The organism is Nonomuraea sp. NPDC004354, assembly GCF_053602555.1.
Genome location: NZ_JBSGDV010000014.1, coordinates 76,530 through 103,385 on the forward strand (window position 1 = coordinate 76,530; position 26,856 = coordinate 103,385).

At 72.6% G+C, this 26,856-nt stretch carries 24 protein-coding genes; 14 read left to right on the forward strand and 10 right to left on the reverse strand.

Going from position 1 to position 26,856, the window contains the following annotated elements; translation table 11 throughout:
- Positions 1-1,070 (reverse strand): serine/threonine-protein kinase (locus ACWENQ_RS31355; RefSeq protein ID WP_452417397.1); only part of this gene is annotated, 1,070 nt, incomplete at its 3' end.
- A gap of 211 nt (positions 1,071-1,281) precedes the next feature.
- Entirely contained in the window at positions 1,282-1,953 is a 672-nt protein-coding gene (locus ACWENQ_RS31360; RefSeq protein WP_452417399.1) for a class I SAM-dependent methyltransferase, read from the reverse strand.
- Between the two features lie 100 nt (positions 1,954-2,053).
- Between ACWENQ_RS31360 and ACWENQ_RS31365 the strand changes: the two genes are divergently transcribed.
- A complete protein-coding gene (locus ACWENQ_RS31365) occupies positions 2,054-2,662 on the forward strand; it encodes a TetR/AcrR family transcriptional regulator (protein WP_449925201.1) in 609 nt (202 codons plus the stop codon).
- A gap of 114 nt (positions 2,663-2,776) precedes the next feature.
- On the opposite strand, the gene mctP is transcribed toward ACWENQ_RS31365, so the two are convergent.
- From mctP to ACWENQ_RS31385, 4 genes are all read right to left on the reverse strand, one after another.
- Positions 2,777-4,393, reverse strand: a complete 1,617-nt coding sequence (mctP, locus tag ACWENQ_RS31370; protein ID WP_449925198.1) for a monocarboxylate uptake permease MctP — start codon at positions 4,391-4,393, stop codon at positions 2,777-2,779.
- Complete coding sequence (locus ACWENQ_RS31375; RefSeq protein WP_354906895.1) at positions 4,390-4,599, reverse strand: DUF3311 domain-containing protein; 210 nt, start codon at positions 4,597-4,599, stop codon at positions 4,390-4,392. Before ACWENQ_RS31375 ends, mctP begins: the two co-directional genes overlap by 4 nt.
- A 245-nt stretch (positions 4,600-4,844) precedes the next feature.
- Positions 4,845-5,495 (reverse strand): carboxymuconolactone decarboxylase family protein, encoded by a 651-nt coding sequence (locus tag ACWENQ_RS31380; protein WP_452417400.1) that lies wholly within the window; start codon positions 5,493-5,495, stop codon positions 4,845-4,847.
- Entirely contained in the window at positions 5,495-6,043 is a 549-nt protein-coding gene (locus tag ACWENQ_RS31385) for a VOC family protein (protein WP_449925193.1), read from the reverse strand. The genes ACWENQ_RS31380 and ACWENQ_RS31385 overlap by 1 nt, the downstream gene beginning before the upstream one ends.
- Before the next feature lie 77 nt (positions 6,044-6,120).
- Between ACWENQ_RS31385 and ACWENQ_RS31390 the strand changes: the two genes are divergently transcribed.
- Positions 6,121-7,023 (forward strand): SDR family oxidoreductase, encoded by a 903-nt coding sequence (locus ACWENQ_RS31390; protein WP_354906892.1) that lies wholly within the window; start codon positions 6,121-6,123, stop codon positions 7,021-7,023.
- A gap of 25 nt (positions 7,024-7,048) precedes the next feature.
- Here ACWENQ_RS31390 and ACWENQ_RS31395 read toward each other — a convergent pair whose 3' ends face one another.
- Together ACWENQ_RS31395 and ACWENQ_RS31400 are read right to left on the reverse strand one after the other, a co-directional pair.
- Positions 7,049-8,029, reverse strand: a complete 981-nt coding sequence (locus ACWENQ_RS31395; RefSeq protein ID WP_452417402.1) for a helix-turn-helix transcriptional regulator — start codon at positions 8,027-8,029, stop codon at positions 7,049-7,051.
- A gap of 64 nt (positions 8,030-8,093) precedes the next feature.
- A complete protein-coding gene (locus tag ACWENQ_RS31400; RefSeq protein WP_452417404.1) occupies positions 8,094-9,665 on the reverse strand; it encodes a CocE/NonD family hydrolase in 1,572 nt (523 codons plus the stop codon).
- A gap of 112 nt (positions 9,666-9,777) precedes the next feature.
- Between ACWENQ_RS31400 and ACWENQ_RS31405 the strand changes: the two genes are divergently transcribed.
- The 6 genes from ACWENQ_RS31405 (at position 9,778) to ACWENQ_RS31430 (ending at position 17,004) form a co-directional block, all read left to right on the forward strand.
- Entirely contained in the window at positions 9,778-10,545 is a 768-nt protein-coding gene (locus tag ACWENQ_RS31405; RefSeq protein WP_449925188.1) for an SGNH/GDSL hydrolase family protein, read from the forward strand.
- A gap of 246 nt (positions 10,546-10,791) precedes the next feature.
- On the forward strand, positions 10,792-12,933 hold the full coding sequence (locus ACWENQ_RS31410) for an anthranilate synthase component I (protein ID WP_452417406.1): 2,142 nt from the start codon (positions 10,792-10,794) through the stop codon (positions 12,931-12,933).
- A gap of 157 nt (positions 12,934-13,090) precedes the next feature.
- Positions 13,091-14,236, forward strand: coding sequence for an amidohydrolase family protein (locus ACWENQ_RS31415; protein ID WP_452417408.1), 1,146 nt, complete (start codon positions 13,091-13,093; stop codon positions 14,234-14,236).
- An 87-nt stretch (positions 14,237-14,323) separates the two neighbouring features.
- Positions 14,324-14,983: a DUF1989 domain-containing protein gene (locus tag ACWENQ_RS31420; RefSeq protein ID WP_452417410.1), complete on the forward strand. Its 660-nt coding sequence runs from the start codon at positions 14,324-14,326 to the stop codon at positions 14,981-14,983.
- Positions 14,984-14,990: 7 nt separating this feature from the next.
- Positions 14,991-16,109: an oxidoreductase gene (locus ACWENQ_RS31425; protein ID WP_452417411.1), complete on the forward strand. Its 1,119-nt coding sequence runs from the start codon at positions 14,991-14,993 to the stop codon at positions 16,107-16,109.
- 22 nt (positions 16,110-16,131) lie between these two features.
- Positions 16,132-17,004 (forward strand): polysaccharide deacetylase family protein, encoded by an 873-nt coding sequence (locus ACWENQ_RS31430; protein WP_452417413.1) that lies wholly within the window; start codon positions 16,132-16,134, stop codon positions 17,002-17,004.
- 5 nt (positions 17,005-17,009) lie between these two features.
- Here ACWENQ_RS31430 and ACWENQ_RS31435 read toward each other — a convergent pair whose 3' ends face one another.
- Positions 17,010-18,569, reverse strand: a complete 1,560-nt coding sequence (locus tag ACWENQ_RS31435; RefSeq protein ID WP_452417415.1) for a PucR family transcriptional regulator — start codon at positions 18,567-18,569, stop codon at positions 17,010-17,012.
- Between the two features lie 103 nt (positions 18,570-18,672).
- Between ACWENQ_RS31435 and ACWENQ_RS31440 the strand changes: the two genes are divergently transcribed.
- The 4 genes from ACWENQ_RS31440 to galE all read left to right on the forward strand — a co-directional run bounded on the left by ACWENQ_RS31440 (position 18,673) and on the right by galE (position 22,979).
- Entirely contained in the window at positions 18,673-20,109 is a 1,437-nt protein-coding gene (locus tag ACWENQ_RS31440) for a purine-cytosine permease family protein (protein WP_449925176.1), read from the forward strand.
- Positions 20,106-21,086 (forward strand): asparaginase, encoded by a 981-nt coding sequence (locus ACWENQ_RS31445; RefSeq protein WP_452417417.1) that lies wholly within the window; start codon positions 20,106-20,108, stop codon positions 21,084-21,086. The genes ACWENQ_RS31440 and ACWENQ_RS31445 overlap by 4 nt, the downstream gene beginning before the upstream one ends.
- 196 nt (positions 21,087-21,282) lie before the next feature.
- Positions 21,283-22,005, forward strand: coding sequence for an FAD-dependent thymidylate synthase (thyX, locus tag ACWENQ_RS31450; RefSeq protein ID WP_452417418.1), 723 nt, complete (start codon positions 21,283-21,285; stop codon positions 22,003-22,005).
- A complete protein-coding gene (galE, locus tag ACWENQ_RS31455) occupies positions 22,002-22,979 on the forward strand; it encodes a UDP-glucose 4-epimerase GalE (RefSeq protein ID WP_452417420.1) in 978 nt (325 codons plus the stop codon). The genes thyX and galE overlap by 4 nt, the downstream gene beginning before the upstream one ends.
- Before the next feature lie 112 nt (positions 22,980-23,091).
- Here the strand turns inward: galE and ACWENQ_RS31460 are convergent, their stop codons facing one another.
- Positions 23,092-24,186, reverse strand: coding sequence for a WD40/YVTN/BNR-like repeat-containing protein (locus ACWENQ_RS31460; protein ID WP_452417422.1), 1,095 nt, complete (start codon positions 24,184-24,186; stop codon positions 23,092-23,094).
- 176 nt (positions 24,187-24,362) lie between these two features.
- Here ACWENQ_RS31460 and ACWENQ_RS31465 point away from each other — a divergent pair, with 176 nt between their 5' ends.
- Together ACWENQ_RS31465 and ACWENQ_RS31470 are read left to right on the forward strand one after the other, a co-directional pair.
- Positions 24,363-25,283, forward strand: coding sequence for a hypothetical protein (locus tag ACWENQ_RS31465; protein ID WP_452417424.1), 921 nt, complete (start codon positions 24,363-24,365; stop codon positions 25,281-25,283).
- Between the two features lie 238 nt (positions 25,284-25,521).
- A complete protein-coding gene (locus ACWENQ_RS31470) occupies positions 25,522-26,604 on the forward strand; it encodes a C45 family autoproteolytic acyltransferase/hydolase (protein ID WP_452417425.1) in 1,083 nt (360 codons plus the stop codon).
- Positions 26,605-26,856 lie beyond the last annotated feature (252 nt).

Genomic DNA, 26,856 nt, shown 5'->3' on the forward strand with positions numbered 1-26,856 from the left:
TGCCCGCTCGGCCCCGCCTCAGGGGGTGCGGCGGACCATCCGGCCTGCGGTCCCGAGGGAGCGGCGGACCATCCGGCCTGCTGCCCGCTCGGCCCCGCCTCAGGGGGTGCGGCGGACCATCCGGCCTGCGGTCCCGAGGGAGCGGCGGACCATCCGGCCTGCTGCCCGCTCGGCCCTGAAGCGGCGGCGCCCGAGCCGCCCCAAGCGGCCGCGCCGTCACCGCCGCTCCAGCCCGCCGCCTCCGGCCCGTCCCCGAAGAGCACCTCTCCCGGCAGGGCCGCGAGAGCGTCACGGAAGGCCGCGGCCGACGGGGTGCGCTGCGCCGGATCGGTGGCCAGCGCCCGCCGCAGCACCTCGGTCAACGCCGGCGGCACCCCCGGGATCTCGGGCACGGGCTGCCGGTGCAGCGCCATGATCACGGCCAGGTTCGCCACCCCGGACTCGGGGAAGCGCGGCGGCCGCCCCGACAGCAGCGCGTAGAGCGTGGCCGACAGGGAGTACACGTCACCCATCGCGCTCGGCTCGGTCAGCTCGAACGCCTCCGGCGGAGCGTAGGCGGGCGTCAGCGACTCCCGCGTCACCGACACCTCGGCCCCCGGCTCCGGCATGGTCGCCAGCCCGAAGTCGGACAGCACCACGCTGCCGTAACGGTTGATCAGGATGTTGGCCGGCTTGACGTCGCGGTGCAGCACTCCGGCCGCGTGCGCCGCCGCCAGCGCGTCGGCGATCTTGACGCCCACGTCGCGCACCTCGGCCACGGGCAGCAGGCCCGCCCGCAACCGGTCGGCCAGCGACCCGCCGGGGCACAGCTCCAGCACCATGTACGGCCTGCCGTCGCGCAGCACCCCCGCGTCGTAGACGGCCGCCACGTGGGGATGCCCCGACAGCGCGCCCGCCGAGGTCACCTCGCGCATGAACCGCCGCTGGTCCCGCTCGGAGACGAGCACCCTGCTGTCGACCTTGAGCGCCACCTCCCGGCCCACCGCCAGCTGCCTGGCCTGGTAGACGACGCCGAAGCCGCCTTGGCCGAGCAGGCCGAGCACCTCGTAGCCTGGCACCTCGGGCGCCACAGCCCACCTCCGATCGCGGTCCTGGGGCGGCAGACTATCGCCCGCGGCCGACAGATCGAACGGGCCTGGTCGCACGGCGTCAGGCGGCTCCAGACGGCGTCCCCCGCACGGGATGACTCCAGGTGGAGTCCCCCGCGCGGGATACGGGGTCAGCCGGGGGTGGTGCGGGTGTTCGGGGTGAGGCCGGCGGTGGCCTGCGCGCACAGCCCGGTCATGCCGGTACGGCCCGCGCCCACGTGCGGTCCTCGGTGAGGAAGCCGTCCAGCGTGAGCCGTTCGCGCTCCAGCTCGTCGGCCAGGTCCTCGACGGTCAGCCGCTGCGACAGGAACGACTGGGTCCACACCCGCTCCCCGGCGGTGTAGCGCATGGTGGCCGCGAACGTGCCCGGCGCGACCTCGTCCACCCGCGTCATCATGATCCCGATGCCGTCGGCCTCGCGGCCCCTGCCCACCGCCCACCGGTCGTGCGCCTCTGGCGGCTGCCACTGGATGAGCACGGACCCGTTCGCGGCGACGTGCCGCGCGCAGGCGGCCAGCAGGTCGCGGCGCAGTTCCCGGTCGGGGATGTTGATCAGGTAGGAGGCCAGGAGCACGGCGTCGAAGCGCCGGTCGAGCGCCAGCTCCTGCGCCCTGGCGTGGACGGTCTGCGCGCCCCGCACGTGCGCGAGCATCTCGGCCGACTCGTCGACGGCGACCACCTGGAAGCCCGCGGCGACGAGCGGGTGGGTCACCCGGCCGGTGCCCGAGCCGAGTTCGAGGATGCTGCCACCGGCGGGCACCGCCGCGCCGATGATGTCGGCCTCGTCGCCCGGCGGCAGCAGGGTGTAGAAGTCGACCGGCGATCCGTCGGGGGTGATGGCTCCTGGCCCGGTTCCGCTGTTCATGATCCGACCCTAACCGCGGAGGGCGCCTCGTGCGGCGGGAGCGGCCCGCCTGGTGGCGGTCGGCCGTGGGCGCCCAGGCGGGCGCGGCTATCCTGGCCCCGTGAACGGCAGGGATCCCGATCGGCGCAAGGCGCTGCTCGACGCGGCCGACCGGGCGATCCTGCGGGACGGGCCCGAGGTGTCGATGGCGGCCATCGCGGCCGAGGCGGGGATCACCAAGCCGATCCTCTACCGCCACTTCGGCGACAAGAGCGGTCTCTACCAGGCGCTGGCCGACCGCCACGTGCGCCGGGTCATCTCGCAGCTGCGTCCGGAGTTCGCCAGGGCCAGGACCGATCCGCGCCGCCGCGCTCGCGCCGCCATCGAGATCTACCTCGACCTCATCTCGGTCAACCTCAACCTCTACCGCTTCCTGTTCCACCGCGCCAGCGCCGAGGACACCAGCGTCCGGTCCCACATGACGGCCCTGGTGCGTGGCCTGGGCGAGGAGCTGGGCGCGGTGCTGGCGGCCGACGAGGTCGTGGCCGACCCCGTGCGCGCGCAGATCCTCGGGCACGCCTTCGTCGGCATGGTGCAGACGACGGGCGACTGGTGGCTCGAGCACCCGGAGGTCGAGCGCGCGCAGGTGGTGGAGGGGCTGGTCGACGTGATCGTGGCGGCCTTCACCCCGCGGAGGGCGACCGCGCCCCGGGCCTGGCGGGGCGCCTGAGCGGCCGCCACCCGCTCGTCCGACGCCAGCTCGTAGGGGGCGGGCGGGGGTCGGGCATGGCGCGGGCCCGCCCCAGGAGAGGGGGCGGGCCCGCGTGCCGTACCGGAGATGGGGTCAGTGGGAGCCGGACAGGTCCAGGTCCTTGACCCGCGGGTCGCCCTCGTCGGCGAAGTACTCCGACGGGCGGGTGGCGTCCTCGCCGTCGGCCACCTTGGCCGCGCGCAGCGCCAGCGTGACCACCGCGGCCACGACGAGGTTGACCGTCAGCGCGATCGCGCCCGCGTAGATGGTCATGGGGGTGTCGAAGCCGAAGTTCTTCAGCGGGAAGGCCGACCCGCCGAAGTGCAGCTTGCCGTTGGCGGGGTTGGGGATGAGGTAGAGCATCCACATGCCCGCCGCCAGGCCGGTCGCCCAGCCGGCGATGAGCCCGCCCTTGTGGAACCAGCGGGTGTAGAGGCCGAGACCCACGGAGGGCAGCGTCTGCAGGATGATCACGCCGCCGATGAGCTGCAGGTCGATGGAGAACTGCGGGTCGAGCAGGAGGATGCACAGCACCGCGCCGACCTTGACGACCAGCGAGACCAGCTTGGAGACCCTGGCCTCCTGCGCGTCGCTCGCCTGCTTGTTGATGTACTCCTTGTAGATGTTGCGGGTGAACAGGTTCGCCGCCGCGATCGACATGATGGCCGCGGGCACCAGGGCGCCGATGCCGATCGCCGCGTAGGCCACGCCGGTGAACCAGTCGGGGAACATCTGGTCGAACAGCACCGGCACGATCGTGTTGGTGTCCGGCTTGCCGGTGGCCGGGTTGACGACGGGCTTGGTGCCCGCCGCGATGGCCATGAAGCCGAGCAGGGCGATCAGGCCCAGCAGGAAGCTGTAGGCGGGCAGCGCCGACATGTTCCGCTTGATCACACCGCGGTTCTTGGAGGCCAGCACGCCGGTGAGGCTGTGCGGGTAGAGGAACAGCGCCAGCGCCGAGCCGAAGGCCAGCGTGATGTACTGCAGCTGGTTGGCGCCGGTGAGCAGGATGCCGTCGGCGGGCGCCGGGGACTTGGCGAACTTGGCCGCCGCCGCGTCGAAGATGCTCCCCCAGCCGCCCAGCCTGGCCGGGATGTAGATGACCGCCGCGAGGATCACGATGTAGATCAGGGTGTCCTTGACGAAGGCGATCAGCGCGGGCGCGCGCAGGCCCGACTGGTAGGTGTAGGCGGCCAGGATCGCGAACGCGATGATGATCGGCAGGTGGCCGGTGATGCCCATGGCCTTCAGCACCGCCTCGATGCCGACCAGCTGCAGCGCGATGTACGGCATGGTGGCGATCAGGCCGGTGATGGCGATCAGCAGCGCCAGCGTGGGGGAGCCGAACCGCGCCCTGACGAAGTCCGCGGGCGTGACGAACCCGTGCACGTGCGAGACCGACCACATGCGCGCCAGCACGAGGAAGACCAGCGGGTAGACCACCACCGTGTACGGCAGGGCGTAGAAGCCCAGCGCGCCCGCGCCGAAGACGAGGGCGGGGACGGCCACGAAGGTGTAGGCGGTGTAGAGGTCGCCGCCGACCAGGAACCAGGTGATCCAGGTGCCGAAGTTGCGCCCGCCCAGGCCCCACTCGTGCAGGCTCTCGATGGATTCGGGCCTGCGCCATCTGGCGGCCACGAAGCCCATGCCGCTGACGACCAGGAACAGCAGGATGAAGACGACCAGCTCGGTCGTGTGCTGCCCGGTCACTTGGTCATCCTGTACACGATCGACGTGCAGGCCACGCCGACCACGATGAAGGCCAGCTGGAGCCAGTAGAACAGCGGGAAGCCCGCCACTCTCGGCTCGTCGGCGTTGAAGAGGAAGGTCAGAAGAGGGAGCACGATCGGCACGAACAGCAGCCAGTTCCATGGACTGCGGTCGCTGCGCTCCTGCCCGGATTCGGGGGTGGACACGGCATCCTCCGGAACGTGAGTATTTGTCCGGAACACTAACGTTCCGGCGCTATTAATCCCGATTACTGAGACATTACGGTTTGGCCTAAACTCGGGTGTCTCATCATGTGGACGGGATGACCGTGACCCTCGCAGCCCCTCGTCGGGGGTGAGGCGGCAGGTCCCACGGGCTGCGATCGCGGACGTCACCGGGCAAGGCTTCTCCCTTCCGTTGCCCGGCACTGTAGAGACGTGACCGATCGGGGTCAGGTCTCCGATCGCCGAACGGTAGCCTCCTCGCGCCGAACGGTCAGCTCGTCGGCGATGTCCCGCGTGCCGTACCCCTCGGGGGCGGCGACCTCGGTGATCGGGTCGGGGCGGTCGTCGAACTCCAGACGCAGCGCCCTGGACATGGTCGCGTGCATCTCGTACAGGCACGTGAAGTACGTCAGCTCGAGGATCTGCTCGTCGGGCAGGTGTCGCTTCAGCACCGCGAAGACCTCGTCGTGCACGCGGCCGCCGTCGAGCACCAGCCCGTCGGTGTAGGCCAGCACGGCCCGCTCCAGCTCGTCGAACACCTCGCTGACCTGCCAGTGCGCGACCGCGCTCACCTTCTCCTCCGGCACCCCGAGCGCGCGCATCTGCTTGCAGTGCTGGGAGTAGACGAACTGCGACTGGCGCGCCCAGCCCGCCCTGGTCTGCCCCAGCTCCCGCAGCACGGGGTCCAGCTTCGACTCGCGGTAGAGCCGGAAGCCCTTCACGCAGTGCCGGAAGATCGCCGGATCCTGCGCGAACACCGTCCACCACGTGCCCGGCGATCTCGTCGCGGTGCCCTCCGGGGTCAGCAGCCGGTCGTAGAAGAAGGCCACGACCTCGTCGGTCACCTCCTCGCGGGGCACCTGGCGCAGGCGCGGCATCACACCGTCCTGTCGGCGGCGGTCCTGGGCTCGTGCCGCACGTCGCCGGGACGGCCGAGCTCGCGCTGCCAGCAGGCGAACTCGATCAGGATCCCGTCGGGGTCCTTGAAGTAGATGGACCTGACGAACACGCCCTCGTGCGGCTCGGGCGCGACCCCGAACTCGCTGTCGTCGTGGTTGAGCAGCACGCCGACGTCGATGCCCTTGGCGACCAGCCGGTCGCGGTACTCCTCGATCCGCTCCGGCGGGACGTCGAAGGCCAGGTGGTTCATCGACCCGACGGCCGACAGCAGCTCGCCCCGGTCGGGCAGGTTCTTCGGCGCCGAGACGCCGGGCACCCCGTCCGGCGCGTCGGGGAACCAGAAGAAGGCCAGCGCGTTGCCGCCGCCGCAGTCGAAGAAGAAGTGCTGGCCCCACCCCAGGGGCAGCTCGATCGTCTTGATCAGGGGCATGCCGAGGACGCCCGAGTAGAAGTCGACGGTCCGCTTCATGTCCGAGCAGACCAGAGCGATGTGGTTGACGCCGCGCAGCTCGAATTCGCCGTTCATGGTAATCAACTACTTATCACAGCGGTCTTCCCGAAAACATGACAGAGGATGTCGGGGTTCGCCGCGACGATCGTCCCATGAGTGAAACAGTCGCGCTGGTCGCCGGCGCCACCAGGGGAACGGGCAGGGGCATCGCCGTCGAGCTGGGCGCCATCGGGGCCACGGTCTACTGCACCGGACGCAGCACCCGCGAGCAGCGTTCGGAGATGAACAGGGACGAGACGATCGAGGAGACCGCCGAGCTGGTCACCAAGGCCGGCGGCAAGGGCATCGCCGTACGCACCGACCATCTGGACCCCGCGCAGGTCAAGCGGCTGATCGAGCGCATCGACGCCGAACAGGGCAGGCTGGACGTGCTGGTCAACGACGTCTGGGGCGCCGACCAGCTGTGGACGTTCGACGCGATGGTGTGGGAGCACGACCTGGACAAGGGCCTGCGGTTGCTGCGGCTGGCGATCGACACCCACCTCATCACCAGCCACCACGCGCTGCCGCTGCTCATCCGCCGGCCCGGCGGGCTCGTCGTCGAGGTCACCGACGGCACGGCCGAATTCAACGGCACGCGCTACCGCAACTCGATGTTCTACGACCTGGCCAAGGTCGCGGTGAACCGGCTGGCCTTCGCCCAGTCGCACGAGCTGCGCCCGCACGGCTGCGCCGCGGTGGCGATCACGCCCGGTTTCCTGCGCTCGGAGGTGATGCTGGAGAACTTCGGCGTCACCGAGGAGAACTGGCGCGAAGGGGCCCGAGTGCACGAGGATTTCATCCTGTCCGAAACCCCGGCCTACACCGGCAGGGCCGTGGCCGCGCTGGCCAAGGACCCGGACCGGATGCGCTGGTCGGGCTCCTCGCTCTCCAGCGGCGAGCTGGCCAAGGCCTACGGCTTCACCGACGTGGACGGCAGCAGGCCCGACGTGTGGCGCTGGATCGTGGAGGTCCGCGAGGCCGGCATCACCGCCGACCCCGCCGACTACCGATAGCGCCGGGTGTCGGGGAACTCGCCGATCATCGAGGCGAGCCGTGCGGCCGCGCGGCCGCACGGGCCCCGTACAGGGCCGACAGCCGGCCGGCCGCCTCGGTCATGAGCGCGCGCAACTCGGCGGGCTCGAGCACCTCGGCCTCGGGGCCGAAGGCCAGCACCTGCGTGTAGGCGATCTCCAGCGACTCCACCGCCAGCACCACCGTGCCGTCGTCGGTCGCCGAGGCCAGCGCGTCGGCCAGCGCGGCCGGGTCGGCCACGTGCCGCAGCTTCCGCAGCCCCGCCGGGGTCAGGCGCAGCGTGATCCTGGTCCTGAGCAGCGATCGGGCGAACTGCTCCGACCGTTCGGCCCAGAAGGCGGCCAGCTCGAAGGCGGGGTCGCGGTCGAAGCGCCGGCCCGTCAGCACGGTCACGTCGGTGAAGCGGTCGACCCGGTAGACAAGCAGGCGCTCGCCCGCCCGGCCGGCCAGGTACCAGACGCCCGCCTTCAGCACCAGCCCGTACGGCTCGACGGTGCGCTCGGCGGCCTTGTACCTGGCGGTCACGGGATGGTCGCCCCATACCGCCCTGGCCAGCGGCGCCAGCGCCTCCGGCGGCGGGCTGTCGCTGGCGAACCAGCCGGGCGCGTCGAGGTGGAAGCGCTGGGCGGCGGTGGCGGGCGCGTCGCGCAGGCCGGGCGCGAGGGCGGCGGCCGCCTTCAGCCTGGCGGCGGCCGCGACGTCGCGCAGCCCCATGTCGCGCAGCGCGCCGGGCACCCCGGACAGGAACAGCGCCTCGGCCTCGGCCCGGTCCAGCCCGGTCAGCCTGGTGCGGTAGCCGTCGACCAGGCGGTAGCCGCCCGTCCTGCCCCGGTCGGCGTAGACCGGGATGCCGGCCTCGGACAGGGCCAGCACGTCGCGGTGGATGGTGCGCTCGGAGACCTCGAGCTCCTGGGCCAGTTCGGCGGCCGTCATCCCGCCCCGTCCCTGGAGCAGGAGCACCAACGACATCAACCGGGCGGCCCGCACGCCCCGACTCTACCGATCCCGCGGACCCGCGAGCGGCGGCCTGCCGGGCGGGGCCGGGCGTCGTTCAGGCGCCCGGCAGGGGCAGCACCAGCGCGGCAGGCCGGTCGGGATCGTGGAAGACCTCCACGTCGGCCGGCACCATGGGGCCGTCCAGCTCCAGCGGCTCGCCGGTGCCCGGGTTGCGGGCGATCGTGGGATAGGCGCCGCCGGCCACGTGCACCCTGATCCGGTGGCCCCTGGCGAACCGGTGCGCGATCGGCCACAGGTCCACCCGCACCCGGCGCACCTCGCCGTTCTCGCCGGTCACCAGCCGGCGCACGCCCTCGCAGACGTTCATCGAGCGCCCGTCCGGGTGCACGTCGCACACCCGCACGACGACGTCGACGTACGGCGTGCTCGACCTGACGTACAGCTCGGCCGAGACCGGGCCGATCGCCTCGGTGTCCTCCCGCAGCACGGGCGAGGTGTAGACGAGCACGTCCCTGCGCGCCTCCAGCCTGCGCTGGTCGCGCGGCCGGGAGTCGGCCAGCAGCACCGGGCCGCCCAGCACGGGCGTCGGATGGGCGGGGTGGTAGCGGTAGCGGTCCGGCGCCGACTCCAGCGGCCCTTCGGGGCCGAGCCCGAAGGCGCGCTGCAGGTGCCAGCGCACGCCGCGCGTGCCCGGCACCGGCCAGTCGGGGTAGTCGCGCCACTCGCCGGCGCCCGTCACGTACAGCCGCACCGGGGAGGACCGCAGGCCCGAGACATCGCCCAGCAGGTGCGCCCTGAACCATGCCAGGGCCTCCGCCCTGGTCACCGGGCCGTGCCTGAGGTCGATGTGCCACCAGGGGCCGATCGTCAGGTACGGCTGCCGCCCCGCCGCCCGCATCGCCTCGTAGTCGCGCAGCTGCCACGGCAGGAACACGTCGTACCAGCCGCCCAGCATGGTGACCGCCGCCTCGACCTGCCCGACCGCCGATGAGAAGTCCCGCCTGTCCCAGTACGGCACGGCCGGATCGGCGTGGTGGGTCAGCAGGTCGCGGTAGAACGGCAGCGCCTGTCCCGCCGAGACCAGGTCGAGCTCGGCCACCGGCCGCCCCGACAGCACGGCCCGCCGCGTCATCCGCGGCGCCCGCCACACCGCCGTGCCGCCGAACCGGCGCGCCATGCCGTTGGTCAGCGTGGTCCAGCTGAGCGCCGACTCCAGTGCGAACGCCCCGCCCACGTAGGCGGCGTCCCTGAACTGGGAGGCGGTGATCTGGGTGGCCATCGCCTTCAGCTCGGGTCCGGCGTAGGGGGCGATCGCCCACTGCGTGTAGCCGAGGTAGGAGGGGCCGTGCATCGCGAACGTGCCCGGGTACCACGCCTGGCGGCGCATCCACTCGAGGGTCGCCATGCCGTCGTCGTGCTCGTCGCCGAGCGGGTCGAGCAGCCCTCCCGAACCGAAGCCGCCCCGGCAGCTCTGGATCACGACCTGGAAGCCGTGGCGGGCGAACCCGCGCCCGTAGGCCAGCCCGAACAGGCCGCGCCTGCCGTACGGCGAGCGGATCAGGATCACCGGGGCCCGCTCGGCCCCGACCGGCTCGTAGCGGTCGGCCAGCAGTGTCACGCCGTCCGGCATCGGGACGGGAAGATCCCGGTAGACACGCACACGCATTACCAATGAGTAACATAATCGCCCAGGACCGGACAATATGACGACCATCACGCGGCCCGTGCCGCTTATTACGGTCGCGTAAGGCGATCTCCACTTGGCAAACTATCCGGTCATGGGACGAATTGCTTCATTTGTCGCTTTGGGGGACAGCTTCACCGAAGGTCTCGAGGACCCCGCCGACGTCGGATACCGGGGCTGGGCCGACCGGCTGGCCGAGCACATCGCGGCCGAGCGGCCGGGGTCGCGCTACGCCAACCTGGCGGTGCGGGGACGCCTGATCGACGAGATCGTCGGCGAGCAGGTGCCGCAGGCCGTCGCGCTGCGCCCCGACCTCGTCTCGCTGTGCGCGGGAGGCAACGACATCCTGCGCCCGGGAAGCGGCCCCGAGGTGGTCGCGGCCCGGCTGGAGGAGGGCGTGGCGGCGCTGAACGCGGCGGGGGCCAAGGTGATGCTGTTCACCGGGTTCGACCTGCGCGAGGTGCCGGTGATGCGGCTGGCGCACAGCAAGATCGAGGTCTTCAACCTGCACATCCACGACATCGCCCGCCGCTACGACACCTTCCTGGTGGACCTGTGGCCGATGGCCGTGCTGCGCGACAGGCGGGCCTGGAACGAGGACCGGCTGCACCTGTCGTCCGACGGCCACCGCCGGGTGGCGTTGCGCGCGGCCGAGGTGCTGGGCGTGGCCGTCGAGGAGGACTGGCGCGAGCCGTACCCGCCGCAGGTGCCGCCGCAGTGGACCGACGCCCGCCGTGCGGACCTGCGATGGGCCAGGCAGTACCTCGGCCCGTGGATCAACCGGCGCATTCACGGACGCTCCTCGGGCGACGGCGTTCCCCCGAAGCGTCCCGAGCTGGCCCCGCTGGACACGGTGTCCTGACCGGCCGCCGCGCTGACCGTCCGCCGCCCCGATCGGCCCGCTGTCCTGGGGTGGCGCGCCCGTGTGTCGCGTTGCGTGATCTCCGATGCGGCGGCTAGGCTTGCCACATGCGAATCCGCTTGCAGCTTCAATGGTGGCGCCGCTTCTAGGCGGCGCGAGATTCGCATTCCTCAAACGGACGGCCGCCCCGGAAGGCGGCCATTCCTGTCTCCGCCCCGGGGCTCATGAGCTAGCAAGGGGCTTTGAGTGGAGACGAGCGGATATACCACCGCTGGGGGCGTCAGCGTCGAGCGTGAGATACGTGAGGTGCCGGAGGCGGCCCTCGAGGAGATCGTGACCGCGCTGGGCGAGCGACGCGGCGGCGCGTTCTCCTCCGGCATGGACTACCCGGGCCGCTACAGCCGATGGGCGTTCGGCTACGTGGACCCCTGCGTCGAGCTGGTCGCCAGGGGGCGCACCATCGCGGCGCGCGCGCTCAACGAGCGCGGCAAGGTGGTGCTGCCCGTGCTGGCGTCCTGCCTGCTGGCGGCGGGCAAGCCCGTCTCCGAGCCGACGGACGTCCACGTGGAGGTCCACATCGCCGAGCCCGGCACCGAGCCGGGCGAGGTGCTGCCGGAGGAGATGCGCAGCCGCCGCCCGACGGTGTTCACCGCCATCCGCGAGGTGATCGCCGCCTTCAAGGGCGCCGACCCGCACCTCGGCCTGTACGGCGCGTTCGGCTACGACCTGGCCTTCCAGTTCGAGCCGATCCGCCACGAGCTGGAACGGCCGGCCGACCAGCGCGACCTGGTCCTCCACCTGCCCGACAGGATCGTCGTCATCGACCGGCAGCGCGAGACGTGCGTGGAGCACCGCTACGAGTTCGCCGTGGACGGCGTCTCCACCAAGGGCCTGGAGCGCACCGGCGAGACCTTCCCGCAGGTGGCCCCGGACGAGATCCCGAAGAACCCGGAGAAGGGCGCCTACGCGAGCGTCGTCGCGGCGGCCAAGGAGCGCTTCAAGCGCGGCGACCTGTTCGAGGTCGTGCCCGGCCAGGTCTTCCACGCCCCCTGCGCCGACCCGGCGTCCTTCTACCGCGGCCTGCGCCAGTCCAACCCGGCCCCCTACGAGTTCATCATCAACCTCGGCGACGGCGAGCACCTGGTCGGCGCCTCGCCCGAGATGTACGTCCGCGTCACCGGCGACCGGGTCGAGACCTGCCCCATCTCCGGCACCATCGCCCGCGGCGCCAACCCCGTCGAGGACGCCGAGGCCATCCGCACCCTCCTGTCCAGCGTGAAGGAGGAATCGGAGCTGACGATGTGCACCGATGTCGACCGCAACGACAAGTCGCGCATCTGCGTGCCCGGCAGCGTCCAGGTCATCGGGCGCCGCCAGATCGAGCTCTACTCCCGCCTGATCCACACCGTCGACCACATCGAGGGCCGCCTGCGCCCCGAGTTCGACGCCCTCGACGCCTTCCTGACCCACATGTGGGCCGTCACCGTCACCGGCGCCCCCAAGGCGTGGGCGATGCAGTTCATCGAGGACCACGAGGCCACCACCCGCAGGTGGTACGGCGGAGCGATCGGCTACATCGGCTTCGACGGCTCGATGAACACCGGCCTGACCCTGCGCACCGCGCAGATCAGGCACGGCGTGGCCACCGTCAGGGCGGGGGCGACGCTGCTGTTCGACTCCGACCCCGAGGCCGAGGAGCGCGAGACCGAGCTCAAGGCCAGCGCTCTGCTCGGCGCCCTGGCCGCCGTCAACCAGCCTGCCTCGGTCGCGCAGGCGCCGGTGCGGGAGCAGCCGGGCCAGGGGATGAAGGTCCTGCTGGTCGACCACGAGGACTCCTTCGTCAACACCCTGGCCGACTACTTCCGTCAGGAGGGCGCCGACGTCGTCACCCTGCGCCACGGATTCCCGGCGGAGATGATCGACACGATCGCCCCCGACCTGGTGGTCCTGTCGCCGGGGCCCGGCTGGCCGTCCGACTTCGGCATGTCGGCCCTCATCGACGAGGTGTACGGCAGGGCCCTGCCGGTCTTCGGCGTCTGCCTCGGCCTGCAGGCCATGGTCGAGCAGGCGGGCGGCAGCCTGGACCTGCTCGGTTACCCCGAGCACGGCAAGCGCGGCCGCGTCTCCAGGGTCGGCGACAGCGCCCTGCTCGAGGGCCTGCCCGCCGAGTTCGTCGCCGCCCGCTACCACTCGCTGCACGCCAAGCGGCCGGGCGTGGTCGGGTTCACCGTCACCGCGCTCACGCCCGACGGCAACGTGATGGCGATCGAGGACACGGCCAACCGGCGTTTCGCCGTCCAGTTCCACCCCGAGTCGATCCTGACCGTGGAGGGCGGGGCCGGCGCGAAGATCATCGCGAACGTCCTGCGCCTGGCCCGCAGGTCCTGACCGGAACACCGGGGCGAGGGCTCCCTCCCGTCCGGAGGGAGCCCCGTCCCCGCCGCGCGGCGGTCGCGCGGCGGCGGTTCCCGCTGCGGGGGTCTTCGATGTACGCGGTCGGCAAAATTTCCGTGACCGGCTGTGATCACGCTCTAGAGTCGGGCGCATGCTCCCCGTCACCCTCCCGGACGCCGTGCGCGATGCCCTGCTCGCCCCGCTCGTCGACCACCACTGCCACGGGGTGCGCCGCGACGATCTCAGCCGCGCCCAGTTCGAGCTGCTGATCAGCGAGTCCCGCCTGCCCGCCCCGCCCGGCACCACCCACTTCGACACGCCGTTCGGCGCGGCCATCCGCCGCTGGTGCGCGCCCGTGCTCGACCTCGATCCCCACGCCCCTCCGGCCGTCTACCTCGCCAGGCGCGCCGAGCTCGGCGCGGAGGAGGTCAACAGCCGGCTGCTGCGGGCCGCGGGCGTGGTCGCCTTCCTCGTCGACACTGGCCTCGAGGCGCCCGAGCTGCTGACGGCGGCCGAGATGGGCCGGCAGGGCGGCGCGGCGGCCGACGAGATCGTCCGCCTGGAGCAGATCGAGCAGGACATCGCCGAGACCGCGGCCGTCGCGGTCGACTACATGGACAGCCTCACCGAGGAGCTCACCGCCAGGGCGGCCCGCGCCGTCGGGTTCAAGTCGGTCATCGCCTACCGGTGCGGCCTCGACTTCGACCCCTCACGGCCCAGCAGGGGCTCGGTGATCGCCGCGGCCAACCGCAGGCTCTCCGATCCCAAGGAGCGCCTGGCCGACCCGATCCTGCTGCGCCACCTGCTGTGGACGGCCGTCGACGTCGCCCGCGAGCGCGGGCTGCCGATCCAGTTCCACACCGGCTACGGCGACGCCGACCTCGACCTGTCGCGCGCCGACCCGGCGCGGATGACCGGCTTCATCAGGGCGCTGCAGCCCCTCGGCGTGCCCGTCGTCCTGCTCCACTGCTACCCCTTCCACCGGCAGGCCGCCTACCTCGCGGGGGTGTTCCCGCACGTCTACGCCGACGTCGGCCTCGCGCTCACCCACACCGCCGCGGGCTCGGCCAGGGTGCTCGAGGAAGTGCTGGAGCTGGTGCCGTTCCACAAGCAGCTGTTCAGCTCCGACTGCTACGGCGCGGCCGAGACCTGCCACATCGGCGCGCTGTACTTCAGGCGCGGCCTGGCGAGCGTGCTGGCGGCCAGGATCGAGTCGGGGGAGTGGACCGCCGCCGACGCCGCCCGTGCCGCCCACATGATCGGCTCGGGCAACGCCCGCCGCGTCTACCGCCTGTGAGATCTCTGGAGCTTTCTCCAGCGAATGCGTCGAACGCTGGACTGATCTCCATGTCGGAGGGTCGGTTGATCGTGTTTTTCTAGGCGCATGCAATCGAGAGTGATCGTGCCCGCCAGCCAAGGCCGGGCCGTGAAGGTCACAGCCGGGCAGCGGGTGCGGGTGGTCGACGTCGACGGCGGCCAGGTCGGCGACCTGTTCGCCTTCGCCGCCGACGACGTGACCGAACATCTCAGCGCCGCCCACACCCGCGCCTTCACCAGCCGCCTGTTCCCCGCGCCGGGCGAGCACTTCGTCACCGACCGGCGCAGGCCCATCCTCACCATGGCGGAGGACACCTCGCCGGGCTGGCACGACATGCTCATCGCCGCGTGCGACCCCGCCCGGTACGCCGCGCTGGGCGTGCGCGGGTTCCACGCCTCCTGCGCCGACAACCTGCGCCACAGCCTCGACCGGCTGGGCCTGTCGTTTCCCGGCACCCCCCAGCCCGTCAACGTGTTCATGCGGATCCCCGTGGCCGACGACGGCGGGCTGAGCTGGCTGAGCGCGATCAGCCGCCCCGGCGACGCGATCACCTTCGAGGCCGCCATGGACTGCGTGGTCGTGGTCTCGGCCTGCCCGCAGGACCTGGTGGAGATCAACGGGCACCGGCCGACCCCGCTGGCCATCGAGGTGCTCGACCCCCACGGCCACACCCACGGCGACCCCCACGGCGACCCCCACGACGACCTCACCGACACCGAGGAGTGAACGAACGATGACCCATCCCGCGCTGCGACCCGAACGGCTCGGCGGGCTCGAGCTGACCAACCGGCTCGCCGTCTCGCCCATGAGCAGGGTGTCGGCCGCCCCCGACGGCACGCCGACGGCCGAGATGACCGACTACTACCGCGCCTACGCCCAGGGCGGCTTCTCCCTCGTCATCACCGAGGGGACCTACACCGACACGCGCTACAGCCAGGGATACCCCAACCAGCCCGGCATCGTCTCCGACCGGCACGTGGCCGCCTGGCGGGAGATCACCGACGCGGTGCACGCCGCCGGCTCGCCCATCGTGCTCCAGCTCATGCACGCCGGCGCGCTGTCGCAGGCCAACCGCCACACCGACGTCACCGCGGGGCCGTCGGCCGTCACCCCGCGCGGGCAGAAGATGCCCGAGTACGGCGGGCACGGCCCCTGGCCGAAGCCGATCGCGATGAGCCAGGACGACATCGACGCGGCGGTGCGCGGTTTCGCGGAGTCGGCGGCCCGCGCCAGGCAGGCCGGCTTCGACGGCGTCGAGGTGCACGCCGCCAACGGCTACCTGCTCGACCAGTTCCTGACCGACTACACCAACCTGCGCGACGACCGCTATGGAGGTTCGACCGCCAACCGGGCGAGCCTGACGGCCGAGGTGGTGTCGGCCATCCGCGAGCGGACCGGCCCCGACTTCTGCGTGGGTGTACGGCTGTCGCAGACCAAGGTCAACGACTTCCGGCACCGGTGGGCGGGCGGCGCCCGCGAGGCGGAGACCATCTTCTCCACCCTGGCCGAGGTGGGCCCGGACTACCTGCACATCGCCAGCGAGGGCCGGGACTGGATCGAGACCGCCACCCTGGAGGGCGGCATCACCATCACCGGGCTGGCCCGCAAGGTGACCGGGCTGCCGGTGATCGCCAACGGCGGCATGCACGATCCGCGCCAGGCAGCCACCGTCCTCGAGGACGGGCACGCCGACGTGCTGTCCATCGGCAGGGGCGCGCTGGCCAACCCCGACTTCCCGCGGCGCCTGGCCGAGGGGCTGCCGCTGGCGGCCTTCGACCACCAGATGCTGCAGCCGATGGCGACGTTGAGCCATGCTCGTCTGTGGCGGCAGGCCGCCGAGGCGTCGGCCTGAGCCGGGTACGACAGGAGGACGGATGGGCAGCACCCAATCGTGGCACGGCGCGGCCAGCGCGGTCGTGACACTGACCTTCGACGTGGACGCGGAGACGCCGATACTCGCCCAGGGCCGCGGCTACGCGGACCACGCCATGACGATGTCGCACCAGGCCTACGGTCCCGAGGTCGGCCTGCCCCGCATCCTGGCGCTGCTGGACGAGCTGGCCGTCCCCGCCACGTTCTTCGTGCCCGGCTGGGTGGCCGAGCACCGGCCGGGCCTGGCCGCCTCGATCGCCGAGCGCGGGCACGAGGTGGCCCACCACTCCTACAGCCACCGGCCGCCCACGTCGATGACCGCCCAGGAGGAGCGGGCCGACTTCGAGCGGGCGCTGGCGGTCTTCGACAAGCAGGGCATCGAGATCCTGGGCCATCGGGCGGCGCTGTGGGAGGCGTCGTGGCAGACGGCCGACCTGGTCGCCGAGTACGGCCTGCGCTACGACTCCTCCTTGATGGGGGACGACCGGCCGTACCAGGTGGAGACGGCCGCCGGACGGATCGTCGAACTGCCCGTCCACTGGTCGCTCGACGACTGGGAGCAGTACGCGTTCCTGCCCGCCCCGCACATCGGCTCGGTCATCGAGTCGCCGGTCAAGGTGCTCGAGCTGTGGCGGGCCGAGCTGGACGGCATGCGCCACTACGGGGGCCTGTTCAACCTGTGCGTGCACCCGTTCCTGTCAGGACGGCCGGGCCGCGCCATGGCGTTGCGCCGCTTCATCGAGTACGCGCGCGGCTGCTCGGACGTGGCCTTCGCCCGCTGCGGCGACCTGGCGAAGATCGCCGCAGCCGACGGCGACCTGACGGTCCGGCGGCCGCGGCCCCCGGAGGTGGACCCCGAGGTCTACCCGCTCTGACGTCGTCAGTCGACGGCGTCGGCGGCCAGCGCCAGGAACAGGTCCACCCGGTCCTCGGTACGGCCCACGTCCCTGCCGGTCAGTTCCACGATCTTGGCCAGGCGGTTGCGCAGCGTGTTGACGTGCACGTGCAACGCTCCCGCCGTGGCCGCCCACTGCCCGTCGTGGTCGAGGAAGGCGCGCAGGGTCAGCTCCAGCTCGCCGCCGCGCCGCGCGTCGTGCGCCCGCAGCGGCCCGAGCAGATCGTCGGAGAACTGGCGCAGCGTCTCCTCATCCAGCAGGCCGAGCAGCAGCCGGTGGGTGCCGAGCTCGGCGAACCCGCGCACCGCGGGCCCGGTGGGGGTGCGGCGCAGCACCCGGCAGGCCTCACGCGACTGCAGCAGCCGCGGGCGCAGCTCCGCCGCGTGCGGGGCCAGCCCGCTCAGCCCCACCACGGGCCGCAGGCGGGGGAAGCGCCGCTCGATGCCGCTCACCAGGCGCCGGGCCAGCTCCGGCAGCCGGCCCTCCGGCTGCCGCCAGGGCAGCACCGCGACGACGTCCTGGGTACCGCCGGCCACCACGGCCGGCACCCCCTCCAGCGCGAACAGCTCGCCGATCACCTCGGCCAGCCCGTGGACGGTGGCGGCCTCCTCGCCGGCGAAGGCCACCGCGCACACGGCCAGCGGCCCGCTGGGGTCCACGCCGAAGGCGCGCAACCGCCCCGGCACCTCGGCCGCCCGCCTGCCTCCTGACAGCACCATCTCCAGCAGTTCGCTGGCGAAGCGCATCTCGATCGCCTGGACCGCCTGCTGCTTGGCGACCTCCAGGCTCAGGAAGCGCGCCGTCTGCTCCAGGGCCTCCCGCTCGGCCGCGCCGAGCTCGCGCAGCGGGCGCAGGCAGATGAGGGCGGCGTCGATGTCGCCGACCGCCCCGACGGGGAACAGCGCCGCCCGCCCGGCGGACCCGAGGTCGACCTCCAGCGCGGGCGGGCGCCTGGCCAGCCCCTCGGCCACGGCCCGCAACTGGTCGGCGTCGAGCGCGGCGCCGGCCACGGCGAGCGAGCGGCCCATCCTGTCGACCACCGCCAGGGGCAGGTCGTGATCGCCCCTGAGCACGTCGAGCACGCCGGAGGCGCCCGCGCCCCGGGAGATCGCGGTGGCCAGGGCGTCGCCCCGCCGTACCATGCTGACCAGCGCCTGCTTGCGGTCGTCGGTCGACATCGCGGCGACGACCCGGGAGACCTCCGTGAACGGGACGGCGATGGAGATCTCCAGCAGCGGCAGCTCCGCCTCGCGGCAGGCGGCGACGAGATCCTCGGGCGTGTGCGGCGTCTCGGCCCGCAGCCCGAACATGATCCCGGCCGCCCTGGCCGCCTTGACGCTGGCCACGAACCGCGCCGCGGGCACCTGCTCGGCCCACAGGCCGTTCGTCATCACCAGCTCGCCCTCGCGCACGTAGCGCGAGGGGTCGGGAAGTTCGGTGTTGTGCACCCACGCGAGGGGCCGCTCCAGCGCGCCGGCCGGGCCCGGCACCAGCAGGCGCAGCTCGAGCTCGTCATGGTGCAGCAGGGTCCCGAGCGTGAACACGCTAGAACTCTATACAGCCAACACGTCGTTCTCTAGAGGTTCCTCCACTCCCTGCGCCCGGGATCGGCGTGCTTGTGTGGGGCACATCACCAAGGAGGACACCATGCGATCCACCACACGGTCCAACACGGCCGCTCCGGCCGCCGAGAGCGACGGCGTCCGCTTCGACGCCCACGGCGTCGAGCCCATTCCGCCCTCCGCCCGCGACTCCACCCCCTGGCAGCAGTTCTGGATCTGGACCGGTGCCAACATCGCCCCGATCAACTGGGTCCTCGGCTCGCTGGGCGTGACCCTGGGCCTCAGCCTCCTGGAGACCATCGCCGTCATCGCGATCGGCAACCTCGCCGGCTGCGCGATCTTCGGTCTGTTCAACCTGATGGGGCACCGCACGGGCGTCAACCAGATGGTGATCGGCCGCGGCGCCTTCGGCCGCGCCGGAGCGGTCGTGCCGGGTGTCGTCCAGGGGCTGCTGACCATGGGCTGGGTCGGCGTCAACACCTGGGTCGTGCTCGACCTGGTGCTCGCCATCCTCGCCCGCATGGGCGTCGAGGGCGGCCTCGGGCTGAAGTACCTGGTCGCCGCGATCATCATGGTCGTGCAGCTGGGCCTGGCGCTCTACGGCTTCTACGCCATCCGCACCTTCGAGAAGTACACGGTGCCGGTCACCGTACTGATCATGGCGGTCATGACGGTGCTGGCCGCCGTCCAGGTCGACCCGCAGTGGACGGCCGCGACCGCCGCCGAACCCGGCGCCAAGCTGACCGCCGTCACCCAGCTGCTGACCGCCATCGGCATCGGCTGGGGCATCAGCTGGCTGCCCTACTCGGCCGACTACAGCCGCTTCGTCCGCCCCGGCGCCTCCGGCGCCTCGGTGTTCTGGTCGACGGCGCTCGGCATGTACGTGCCCACGGTATGGCTGGCCGGCCTCGGCGCCTACCTGAGCAGCGGCAGCGGCGGCAGCGACCCGTCGACCCTGGTGACCAACACCTTCGGCGCGCTGGCCGTCCCGGTCCTGCTGCTGGTCATGCACGGGCCCGTCGCCACCAACATCCTCAACCTGTACTCCTGTTCGCTGGCGGCGCTGTCGATCGGCATCCGCGTCGCCCGCTGGAAGCTGACCCTGATCGCCGGCCTCGTGGCCTCCGCCGTGCTGGTCGTCTTCGTGCAGGCCGACGACTTCGCCCAGGCCTTCGACCACTGGATGGTCTCCATCCTGGTGTGGATCAGCCCGTGGGCGAGCATCCTGATGGTCGACTACTTCGTGATACGGCGCGGCCGCATGGACGTCGAGACGCTGTACACCGACGCGGCCTCGCCGTACGGGCCGGTGAACTGGAGGGCGCTGGCCAGCCTCGTGCTGGGGCTCGTGGCGGCCTGGAGCTGGCAGTACGGCATGGTCCCGCTCACCCAGGGCCCCATCGCGCGGGCGCTGAACGGCACCGACTTCTCCTGGCTGTCGGGCGGCCTGGTGGCCGGCGGGCTCTACTACCTGCTCGTCCGGAACCGCGTCACGATCCAGGCCGAGGCGGCGCGCCGATGACCGGGCCGACCGGCGCGCGCGTGCACGTCATCACCACCGGAGGCACGATCGCCTCCAGGCCGGGCCGTGACGGCGCGGTGCGGGTGGCCGTGCAGGGACACGATCTGGTCTCCGCGGCCGGCGTGCGGGTCACGGTGGAGGAGCTCATGCTCGCCCACAGCTTCGACCTCACGGTGGCCGAGTCCCTGCGGATCGCCGAGCGGGCCCGCGCCGTGGCCGGCGACCCCGAGGTGGCCGGTGTCGTCGTCACCCACGGCACCGACACCATGGAGGAGACGGCGTACCTGACCGACCTGCTGCTGGAACCCGGCCACACCGTGGTCTTCACCGGAGCGCAGCGGCACGCGGGCCTGCCCGACAGCGACGGGCCGCGCAACATCGCCGACGCCGTCCGCGTCGCCGCCGAGGCCGGCGGGCTCGGCGCGGTCATCGTCATGGCGCAGCTCGTGCACGCCGCCCGCCACGCCACCAAGTCCCACACGCTGGCGCCCGACGCCTACTCCTCTCCCGGGGCCGGGCCCGTCGGCCACGTGCACGGCGACCGCCTCCACCTGACCTCGCGCCCGGTCCGCTCGCCCTGGCTCACCCCCGGCGAGCGGGTCTCCCTGGAGGCCCGCGTCGATATCGTGCCCGCCTACCTGGGCGCGGACGGCGTCCACGTGGCCGCCTCCCGGCAGGCGGGCGCCCGCGGCATCGTCCTGGAGGCGATGGGCGCCGGCAACGCGACGCCCGGGCTGCTCGCCGAGATCCGGACCTGCCTGGCCGAGGGCATGCTCGTCCTGGTGTCCTCGCGCTGCCGGCAGGGGCCCGCCACGCCGATCTACGAGAGCGGCGGCGTCGCGCTCCAGCGGGCCGGCGCGATCTTCGCGGGCACGCTCACCGCCCCCAAGGCCAGGCTCCTGCTGGCCGCCGCCCTGTCGGCCGAACGCGACCCCCGTCAGGCCGCGGCCCGCCTGGCCGCCTACCTGGGCGCCTGATCCGGGCGCCTGCCTGGCCGCGCCTGCCCGGGCGCCTGCCTGGCTTCGCCTGTCTTGGTGCGTGATCTGGCCGCTCGCCTGGCCGCCTGCCTGGGCGCGTGATCCGGCCGCCCGCCGGACGCGTGCCGCCCGGCACGGGAGGAGAGGCGTACGATGGCGGGCGGCCAGAACGGTGAGAGCAAGGGGGATCCACCCAGTGAGCGACGAGCCACGTTTCCTGAACGACGTGACGGTCGAACTCGTCAAGCACAGCGCGTCGGACACCGACGTGCTGTGGGCGGCCAGGGTGTCGACGGCGGGGGAGCAGTCACTCGACGAGATCAACAAGGATCCCGAGCGGTCCAAGGGCCTGATCAACTACCTGATGCGCGACCGCCACGGCAGCCCGTTCGAGCACAACTCGATGACCTTCTTCATCAGCGCCCCGATCCTGGTCTTCCGCGAGTTCATGCGGCACCGGGTCGGCTGGTCCTACAACGAGGAGAGCGGCCGCTACCGCGAGCTGCAGCCCGTCTTCTACGTGCCCGGCGAGCAGCGCAAGCTGGTCCAGGAGGGCAAGCCGGGCCGCTACGTCTTCGTCGAGGGCACCCCCGAGCAGCACAAGCTGGTCAGCGAGGCCATGGAGAGCGCCTACCGGCAGTCCTACGCCGCCTACCAGGAGATGCTGGGGGCCGGCGTCGCCCGCGAGGTCGCCCGCGCCGTGCTGCCCGTGGGCCTGTTCTCCACGATGTACGCCACCTGCAACGCCCGCTCGCTCATGCACTTCCTGTCGCTGCGCACCAAGAACGAGCAGGCCAAGGTGCCCTCTTTCCCGCAGCGGGAGATCGAGATGGTCGCCGAGAAGATGGAGGCGGCCTGGGCCGAACTCATGCCGCTCACCCACGCCGCGTTCGTGGCCAACGGGCGGATCGCCCCGTGAAGGTCCTCATCTCCGGCGGGGCCGGATACATCGGCAGCACCGTCGCCTCGGCCTGCCTCGACGCCGGCATCACCCCGGTCATCCTCGACAACCTGGTCACCGGGCGCGCCGAGTTCGCGCGGGGGCGCGCCTTCTACGAGGGCGACATCGCCGACGCCGCCCTCGTGGACCGCATCTTCGCCGAGCACCCCGACATCGAGGCGGTCGTCCACTGCGCGGCGCTCATCGTGGTGCCCGACTCGGTGGCCGACCCGGTCGGCTACTACCAGGCCAACGTCGCCAAGAGCCTCGACTTCGTCTCCCACCTGCTGCGCAACGGCTGCGAAAAGCTGATCTTCAGCTCGTCCGCGTCGATCTACGCGGCGGGCGCCGACTTCACCGTCGACGAGAGCTCGCCGCTGGCGCCGCAGAGCCCCTACGCCCGCACCAAGGCCGTGTGCGAGGCGATGTTCGCCGACATCTCGGCCACCCAGCCGATCAGGATCCTGTCGCTGCGCTACTTCAACCCGATCGGGGCCGACCCGAAGATGCGCACCGGCCTGCAGCTGCGCCGGCCCAGCCACGCGCTCGGCAAGATGATCGAGGCGTGGGAGGAGGGCACGCCGTTCCAGATCACCGGCACCTCGTGGCCCACCCGTGACGGCTCCGGCATCCGCGACTACATCCACGTGTGGGACCTGGCCACCGCGCACGTCGCCGCCCTCGAGCGCTTCGACACTTTCACCGACGACGTCATCAACCTCGGCACCGGCACCGGCACGACCGTGCGCGAGCTGGCCGCCGCCTTCAACCAGGTGGTGGACAGGCCCATCGAGGTCGTGGAGACCGGCCCGCGCCCCGGCGACGTGGCGGGCGCCTACACCCGTACCGACCTGGCCGGGCGGCTGCTCGGCTGGCAGGCCAGGCACACCGTCGCCGAGGGCATCGCGCACTCGCTCGAATGGGCGCGGATCCGCGAGGAGATCCTGGGCTAGTACGGCTCCAGCCGGCGGGCCCGGCCACGTACGGCTGGAGGCGGTTCCGGACGGCTGGAGCCCGGCCGCCGGCTCCGGCGCAGCTACAGCACGGCCGCCGGCTCCCGCCCAGCTACAGCACGGCCGCCCGCACGGTCAGCACGTCGGGCAGGTGGGCGGCCACCTCCTCCCAGGTGTCGCCGTCGTCGCGCGAGGCGTAGACAGAGCCGTCGCGGGTGCCGAAGAAGATGCCCGCCCTGCCGCCGTCGAGCGCGGCGGCCGTCATGGCGTCGCGCAGGACCGAGGCGTAGACCGGGCCCTCGGGCAGGCCCTTGCCGTGGGCCTGCCAGCTGGCCCCCGCGTCGTCGCTGCGGAAGACCTGGTAGCGGTGGCCGACCGGGGTGCGGTCGAGATCGGCGTGCAGCGGAAGGACGTAGAGCGTGTCGGGCCTGCCCGGGTGCACGACGACGGGGAAGCCGAAGTCGGAGGGCAGCGAGGAGCCGATGTCGGTCCACGACCCGCCGAAGTCGTCGCTGCGGTAGACGCCGAAGTGGTGCTGCAGGAACAGCCGCTCGGGCCGGGCCGGGTGGAAGCCCACCTTGTGCACGCACTGCCCGAACTCGGGATACTGCTGCCCCTCGGGCAGGAACGGCGCCCTGATCCCCCGGTTGGCCGCCTCCCACGACTGGCCGCCGTCGCTCGTGCGGTAGAAACCGCCGCTCGAGATCGCCACGCCCATGATCTTCGGGTCGGTGGGGTGGCTGAGGATGGTGTGCAGGCACAGGCCGCCGCCCCCCGGCTGCCAGCGTGCCCGGTGCGGATGCTCCCACAGCCCCTCGACCAGGGAGTAGGTGATGCCGCCGTCCTCGGAGCGGAACAGCGCCCCTGGCTCGACCCCCGCCCAGACCACGCCGGGCTCGGACGGCGAGGGCAGCAACTGCCAGACCCGCTCCAGGGTGGCGCCCGTGCTCTCGGGGAAGGCGATGGGCGGCTTGTCCGCCTCCTGCCAGCTCGCGCCGAGATCATCGGAGTACATCACCGAAGGGCCGAAGTGGCCGTACTCGATGCCGGCCAGCAGCCTCGGCCGCTCACCCCTGGTGTCGATCGCGACCGCGTGGACCCCGACCGTGGAGAACTGGATCGGTTCGACCTCGAAGGGGCCGCCGCCGCGGGACCGGGCGAGGAAGAGCCCCTTGCGGGTGCCGACGGCGAGTAGTGCGTCGCTCATGATGGTCTCCCATGTTGGCTTGCTGGCCATCGTGCCACGTGGCGCCGACAATCTCCGGGCAGCGCCGCATGCACGGCCGGGCGTGCGGAGCCTGTGTCCCGGGTCGGGGGGATATGTCCCGGCGAGGGGAGAGCCCGGTTGACCCTCACACGATGTCAGGCCGCAGGCTCCCGGCCATGTCGATCACCTACGTGGGCTCCGGGCCGTACTGCTACGCCAACTCGCTGGCCATGATCCTGGGCGCCGAGGCGCCACCCGCCTCGGTCATCGAGGTCCTGACCGGCTCGCCGTACGGCATGCAGCTGATCGGCGGCCGCCTGCCGCTGTTCGACCCCTTCGGCTGGGATCCCGACCAGGGCCTCGACACCGCGATCGAACTGCTGGGTTGGACGTGCGAGCGCGGCGACGGCGGCACGGCCGCCGAGGCCGTGGCGCGCCTGCGGGCCGGCTGCGAGCACGGCCCGGTCCTGGCGGGCCCGCTGGAGCTGGGGCTGCTGCTGTACCAGCCCGGCTCCGGCGAGGCGGTCGCGGCCGACCACTACGTGGTCGTGCTGGAGGCGGACGACGACTCCGTGCTGCTGCACGATCCCCAGGGATACCCCTACGCCACGCTGCCGACCCAGGACTTCGTGGCCGCCTGGCGCGGCGAGCTCGTCAGCTATCTGCCGCGGCCGTTCGCGATGCGGTCCGGGTTCGTCCGGCGGGCACGGGTGGAGCCGGAGCAGGCGTTGCGGCGCTCGCTGCCGGTGTCGCTGGCCTGGCTGGCGGGCCGGAAGGACGTGGCCGTCGAACCCGGCACGCTGGGGCAGGCCGCAGCCGCCGTACGCGCCGCCGAGCTGGTGGAGGAGGGGCTCGACCCGCAGGTCAGGGACCTGCTCGAGGCGTTCGCCGTCCGGGTGGGCGCCCGCCGGCTCAACGACCTGGCGCACTGTCTGCGCGTCCTGGACCTGCCGGACGGCGCCGCCGTCGCCGAGCGGCAGGCGCGCATCGTGGGCGGCCTGCAACGGCCCCTCGTGGCGGGCGACGACGCGGCGCTCGCGGCCGGACTACGCGAGCTGGCGCCCACCTACGAACAGCTGCACGCCGCCCTCACCTGACCGGCCCGCCCTCACTTGACCGGCCAGCGCCCGCCAGGTCGGCCCGCCCGCTCCAGACCAGTCCACGCCCGCCTCCCCGTGCCCGCCTGGTCGGCCCGCGCCTGCCTGGTCGGCCCGCCCGCTCCAGACCGGCCCTGACCGGTTCCTGAGCGGTCCGCCCACCGGATCCGCCGGGGGAGGGGCGGTCTACGCTTTCCTGACGCGGCGCCAGGTCGCGATCGGTACGGAGGTGCGGGCTTTGAGCAGGCGCATGGAGATCCAGGTGACGGGAACCCGTCCCCGGCAGCGCGGCCACGACCGGGGCCGCCGCACCCGCGACGAGATCGCGCGGGCGTGGCGCGCCTACGAGGAGCTCTTCGCGGCCACCGCCGCGGCCGGCGGCGTGCCGCTCGACGTCCCCGCGCTCGCCCTGGGGACGGTCGCGGCGACCCGCGCCTGGGCGCCGGAGCTCGTCGAGGAGATGGAGGGCGTGGCCGAGGGCGCGGGCGTGCCGCTCTGGACCGTCGCCGCGCTCAACGCGCGCACCGAGATCCTCGCCGCGGCGGGCGGGCCGCGCGCGGGAGAGTGCTCCACGGTGGTCCACGCCGCCTCCCGGACGGCCGGCGGCCAGTGCTGGGACTGGCACGAGGAACTGGCCGCCATGTGGCACATCCAGTCGGTGCGCGGCGACACGTGGGCGTTCGCCGGGATCACCGAGCACGGCATCCTGGCGAAGATCGGCGTCAACGAGGCCGGCGTGGGGCTGCTGTTCAACATCCTCGGCCACACCGACGACGGGGCGGGCGGCGTGCCCGTCCACCTGGCCGCCCGCCGGGTGCTCGGCGGCGCCGGCTCGTTCGAGGAAGCGGTCGCCATCCTGCGCGACGCCCCGGTCTCCGCCTCCACCGTGATGACCGTCGTGACCGCCGGCCGGGCGGCCTCCGTCGAGCTGAGCCCGGCCGGCGTCAGGGTGGTCGAGCCGGACGGCGACGGCTGGCTGGTGCGCACCAACCACTTCCTGGATCCCGCGCTCGCCGCGGGGGAGTTGCGCGGGCGGCTGGACCCGGACACCCACGACCGGCTGCGTCTGCTCGGCGCCCGGGTGCGGGGCCGTCCCGGCCTGGACGGCCCCGGTGACCTGGCCACCCTGCTCACCGCCCATCCCGGCGACGGCGCGGAGGTGTGCTGCCACGCGCCGGCCGGGGGCGCGCTCGGCACCCGGTGGGCGACGCTGGCCACGGTGGCGATCGAACCGGCGGACCGGCGGATCCTGGTGCACGACGGCGGCCCGTGCACGGCACGGCCACCGGCGTGGACGGCCCTCACCGCGACCCCGCTCTGACACCGCGCCGCGCCGCCAGGACCGCCACCCGGCGGCCCCGCCCTGACGTGCCGCCCCGGCGGCCCCGCCCTGACGTGCCGCCCCGGCGGCCCCGCCCTGACGTGCCGCCCTGACGTGCCGCGTCGCCGGGATCGTCGCTCCCGGCGGGTCACCCCGGCGGGCCACCCCGGCGGGCCGCTCCGGCGTGCCGCGTCGCCTGGCGGTCCGGTGTGGTGCGGTCCCGCTTTACGTCCGGGGTAATCGTGGCGATTC

What these genes read in the sequence shown, in the direction of transcription:
- ACWENQ_RS31360 (WP_452417399.1), bottom strand. Translation starts at nt 1,953, where the DNA reads ATGAACAGCGGAACCGGGCCAGGAGCCATCACCCCCGACGGATCGCCG.
- ACWENQ_RS31380 (WP_452417400.1), bottom strand. Translation starts at nt 5,495, where the DNA reads ATGCCGCGCCTGCGCCAGGTGCCCCGCGAGGAGGTGACCGACGAGGTC.
- ACWENQ_RS31385 (WP_449925193.1), bottom strand. Translation starts at nt 6,043, where the DNA reads ATGAACGGCGAATTCGAGCTGCGCGGCGTCAACCACATCGCTCTGGTC.
- ACWENQ_RS31390 (WP_354906892.1), top strand. Translation starts at nt 6,121, where the DNA reads ATGAGTGAAACAGTCGCGCTGGTCGCCGGCGCCACCAGGGGAACGGGC.
- ACWENQ_RS31400 (WP_452417404.1), bottom strand. Translation starts at nt 9,665, where the DNA reads ATGCGTGTGCGTGTCTACCGGGATCTTCCCGTCCCGATGCCGGACGGC.
- ACWENQ_RS31405 (WP_449925188.1), top strand. Translation starts at nt 9,778, where the DNA reads ATGGGACGAATTGCTTCATTTGTCGCTTTGGGGGACAGCTTCACCGAA.
- ACWENQ_RS31415 (WP_452417408.1), top strand. Translation starts at nt 13,091, where the DNA reads ATGCTCCCCGTCACCCTCCCGGACGCCGTGCGCGATGCCCTGCTCGCC.
- ACWENQ_RS31420 (WP_452417410.1), top strand. Translation starts at nt 14,324, where the DNA reads ATGCAATCGAGAGTGATCGTGCCCGCCAGCCAAGGCCGGGCCGTGAAG.
- ACWENQ_RS31425 (WP_452417411.1), top strand. Translation starts at nt 14,991, where the DNA reads ATGACCCATCCCGCGCTGCGACCCGAACGGCTCGGCGGGCTCGAGCTG.
- ACWENQ_RS31430 (WP_452417413.1), top strand. Translation starts at nt 16,132, where the DNA reads ATGGGCAGCACCCAATCGTGGCACGGCGCGGCCAGCGCGGTCGTGACA.
- ACWENQ_RS31440 (WP_449925176.1), top strand. Translation starts at nt 18,673, where the DNA reads ATGCGATCCACCACACGGTCCAACACGGCCGCTCCGGCCGCCGAGAGC.
- ACWENQ_RS31445 (WP_452417417.1), top strand. Translation starts at nt 20,106, where the DNA reads ATGACCGGGCCGACCGGCGCGCGCGTGCACGTCATCACCACCGGAGGC.
- ACWENQ_RS31460 (WP_452417422.1), bottom strand. Translation starts at nt 24,186, where the DNA reads ATGAGCGACGCACTACTCGCCGTCGGCACCCGCAAGGGGCTCTTCCTC.
- ACWENQ_RS31465 (WP_452417424.1), top strand. Translation starts at nt 24,363, where the DNA reads ATGTCGATCACCTACGTGGGCTCCGGGCCGTACTGCTACGCCAACTCG.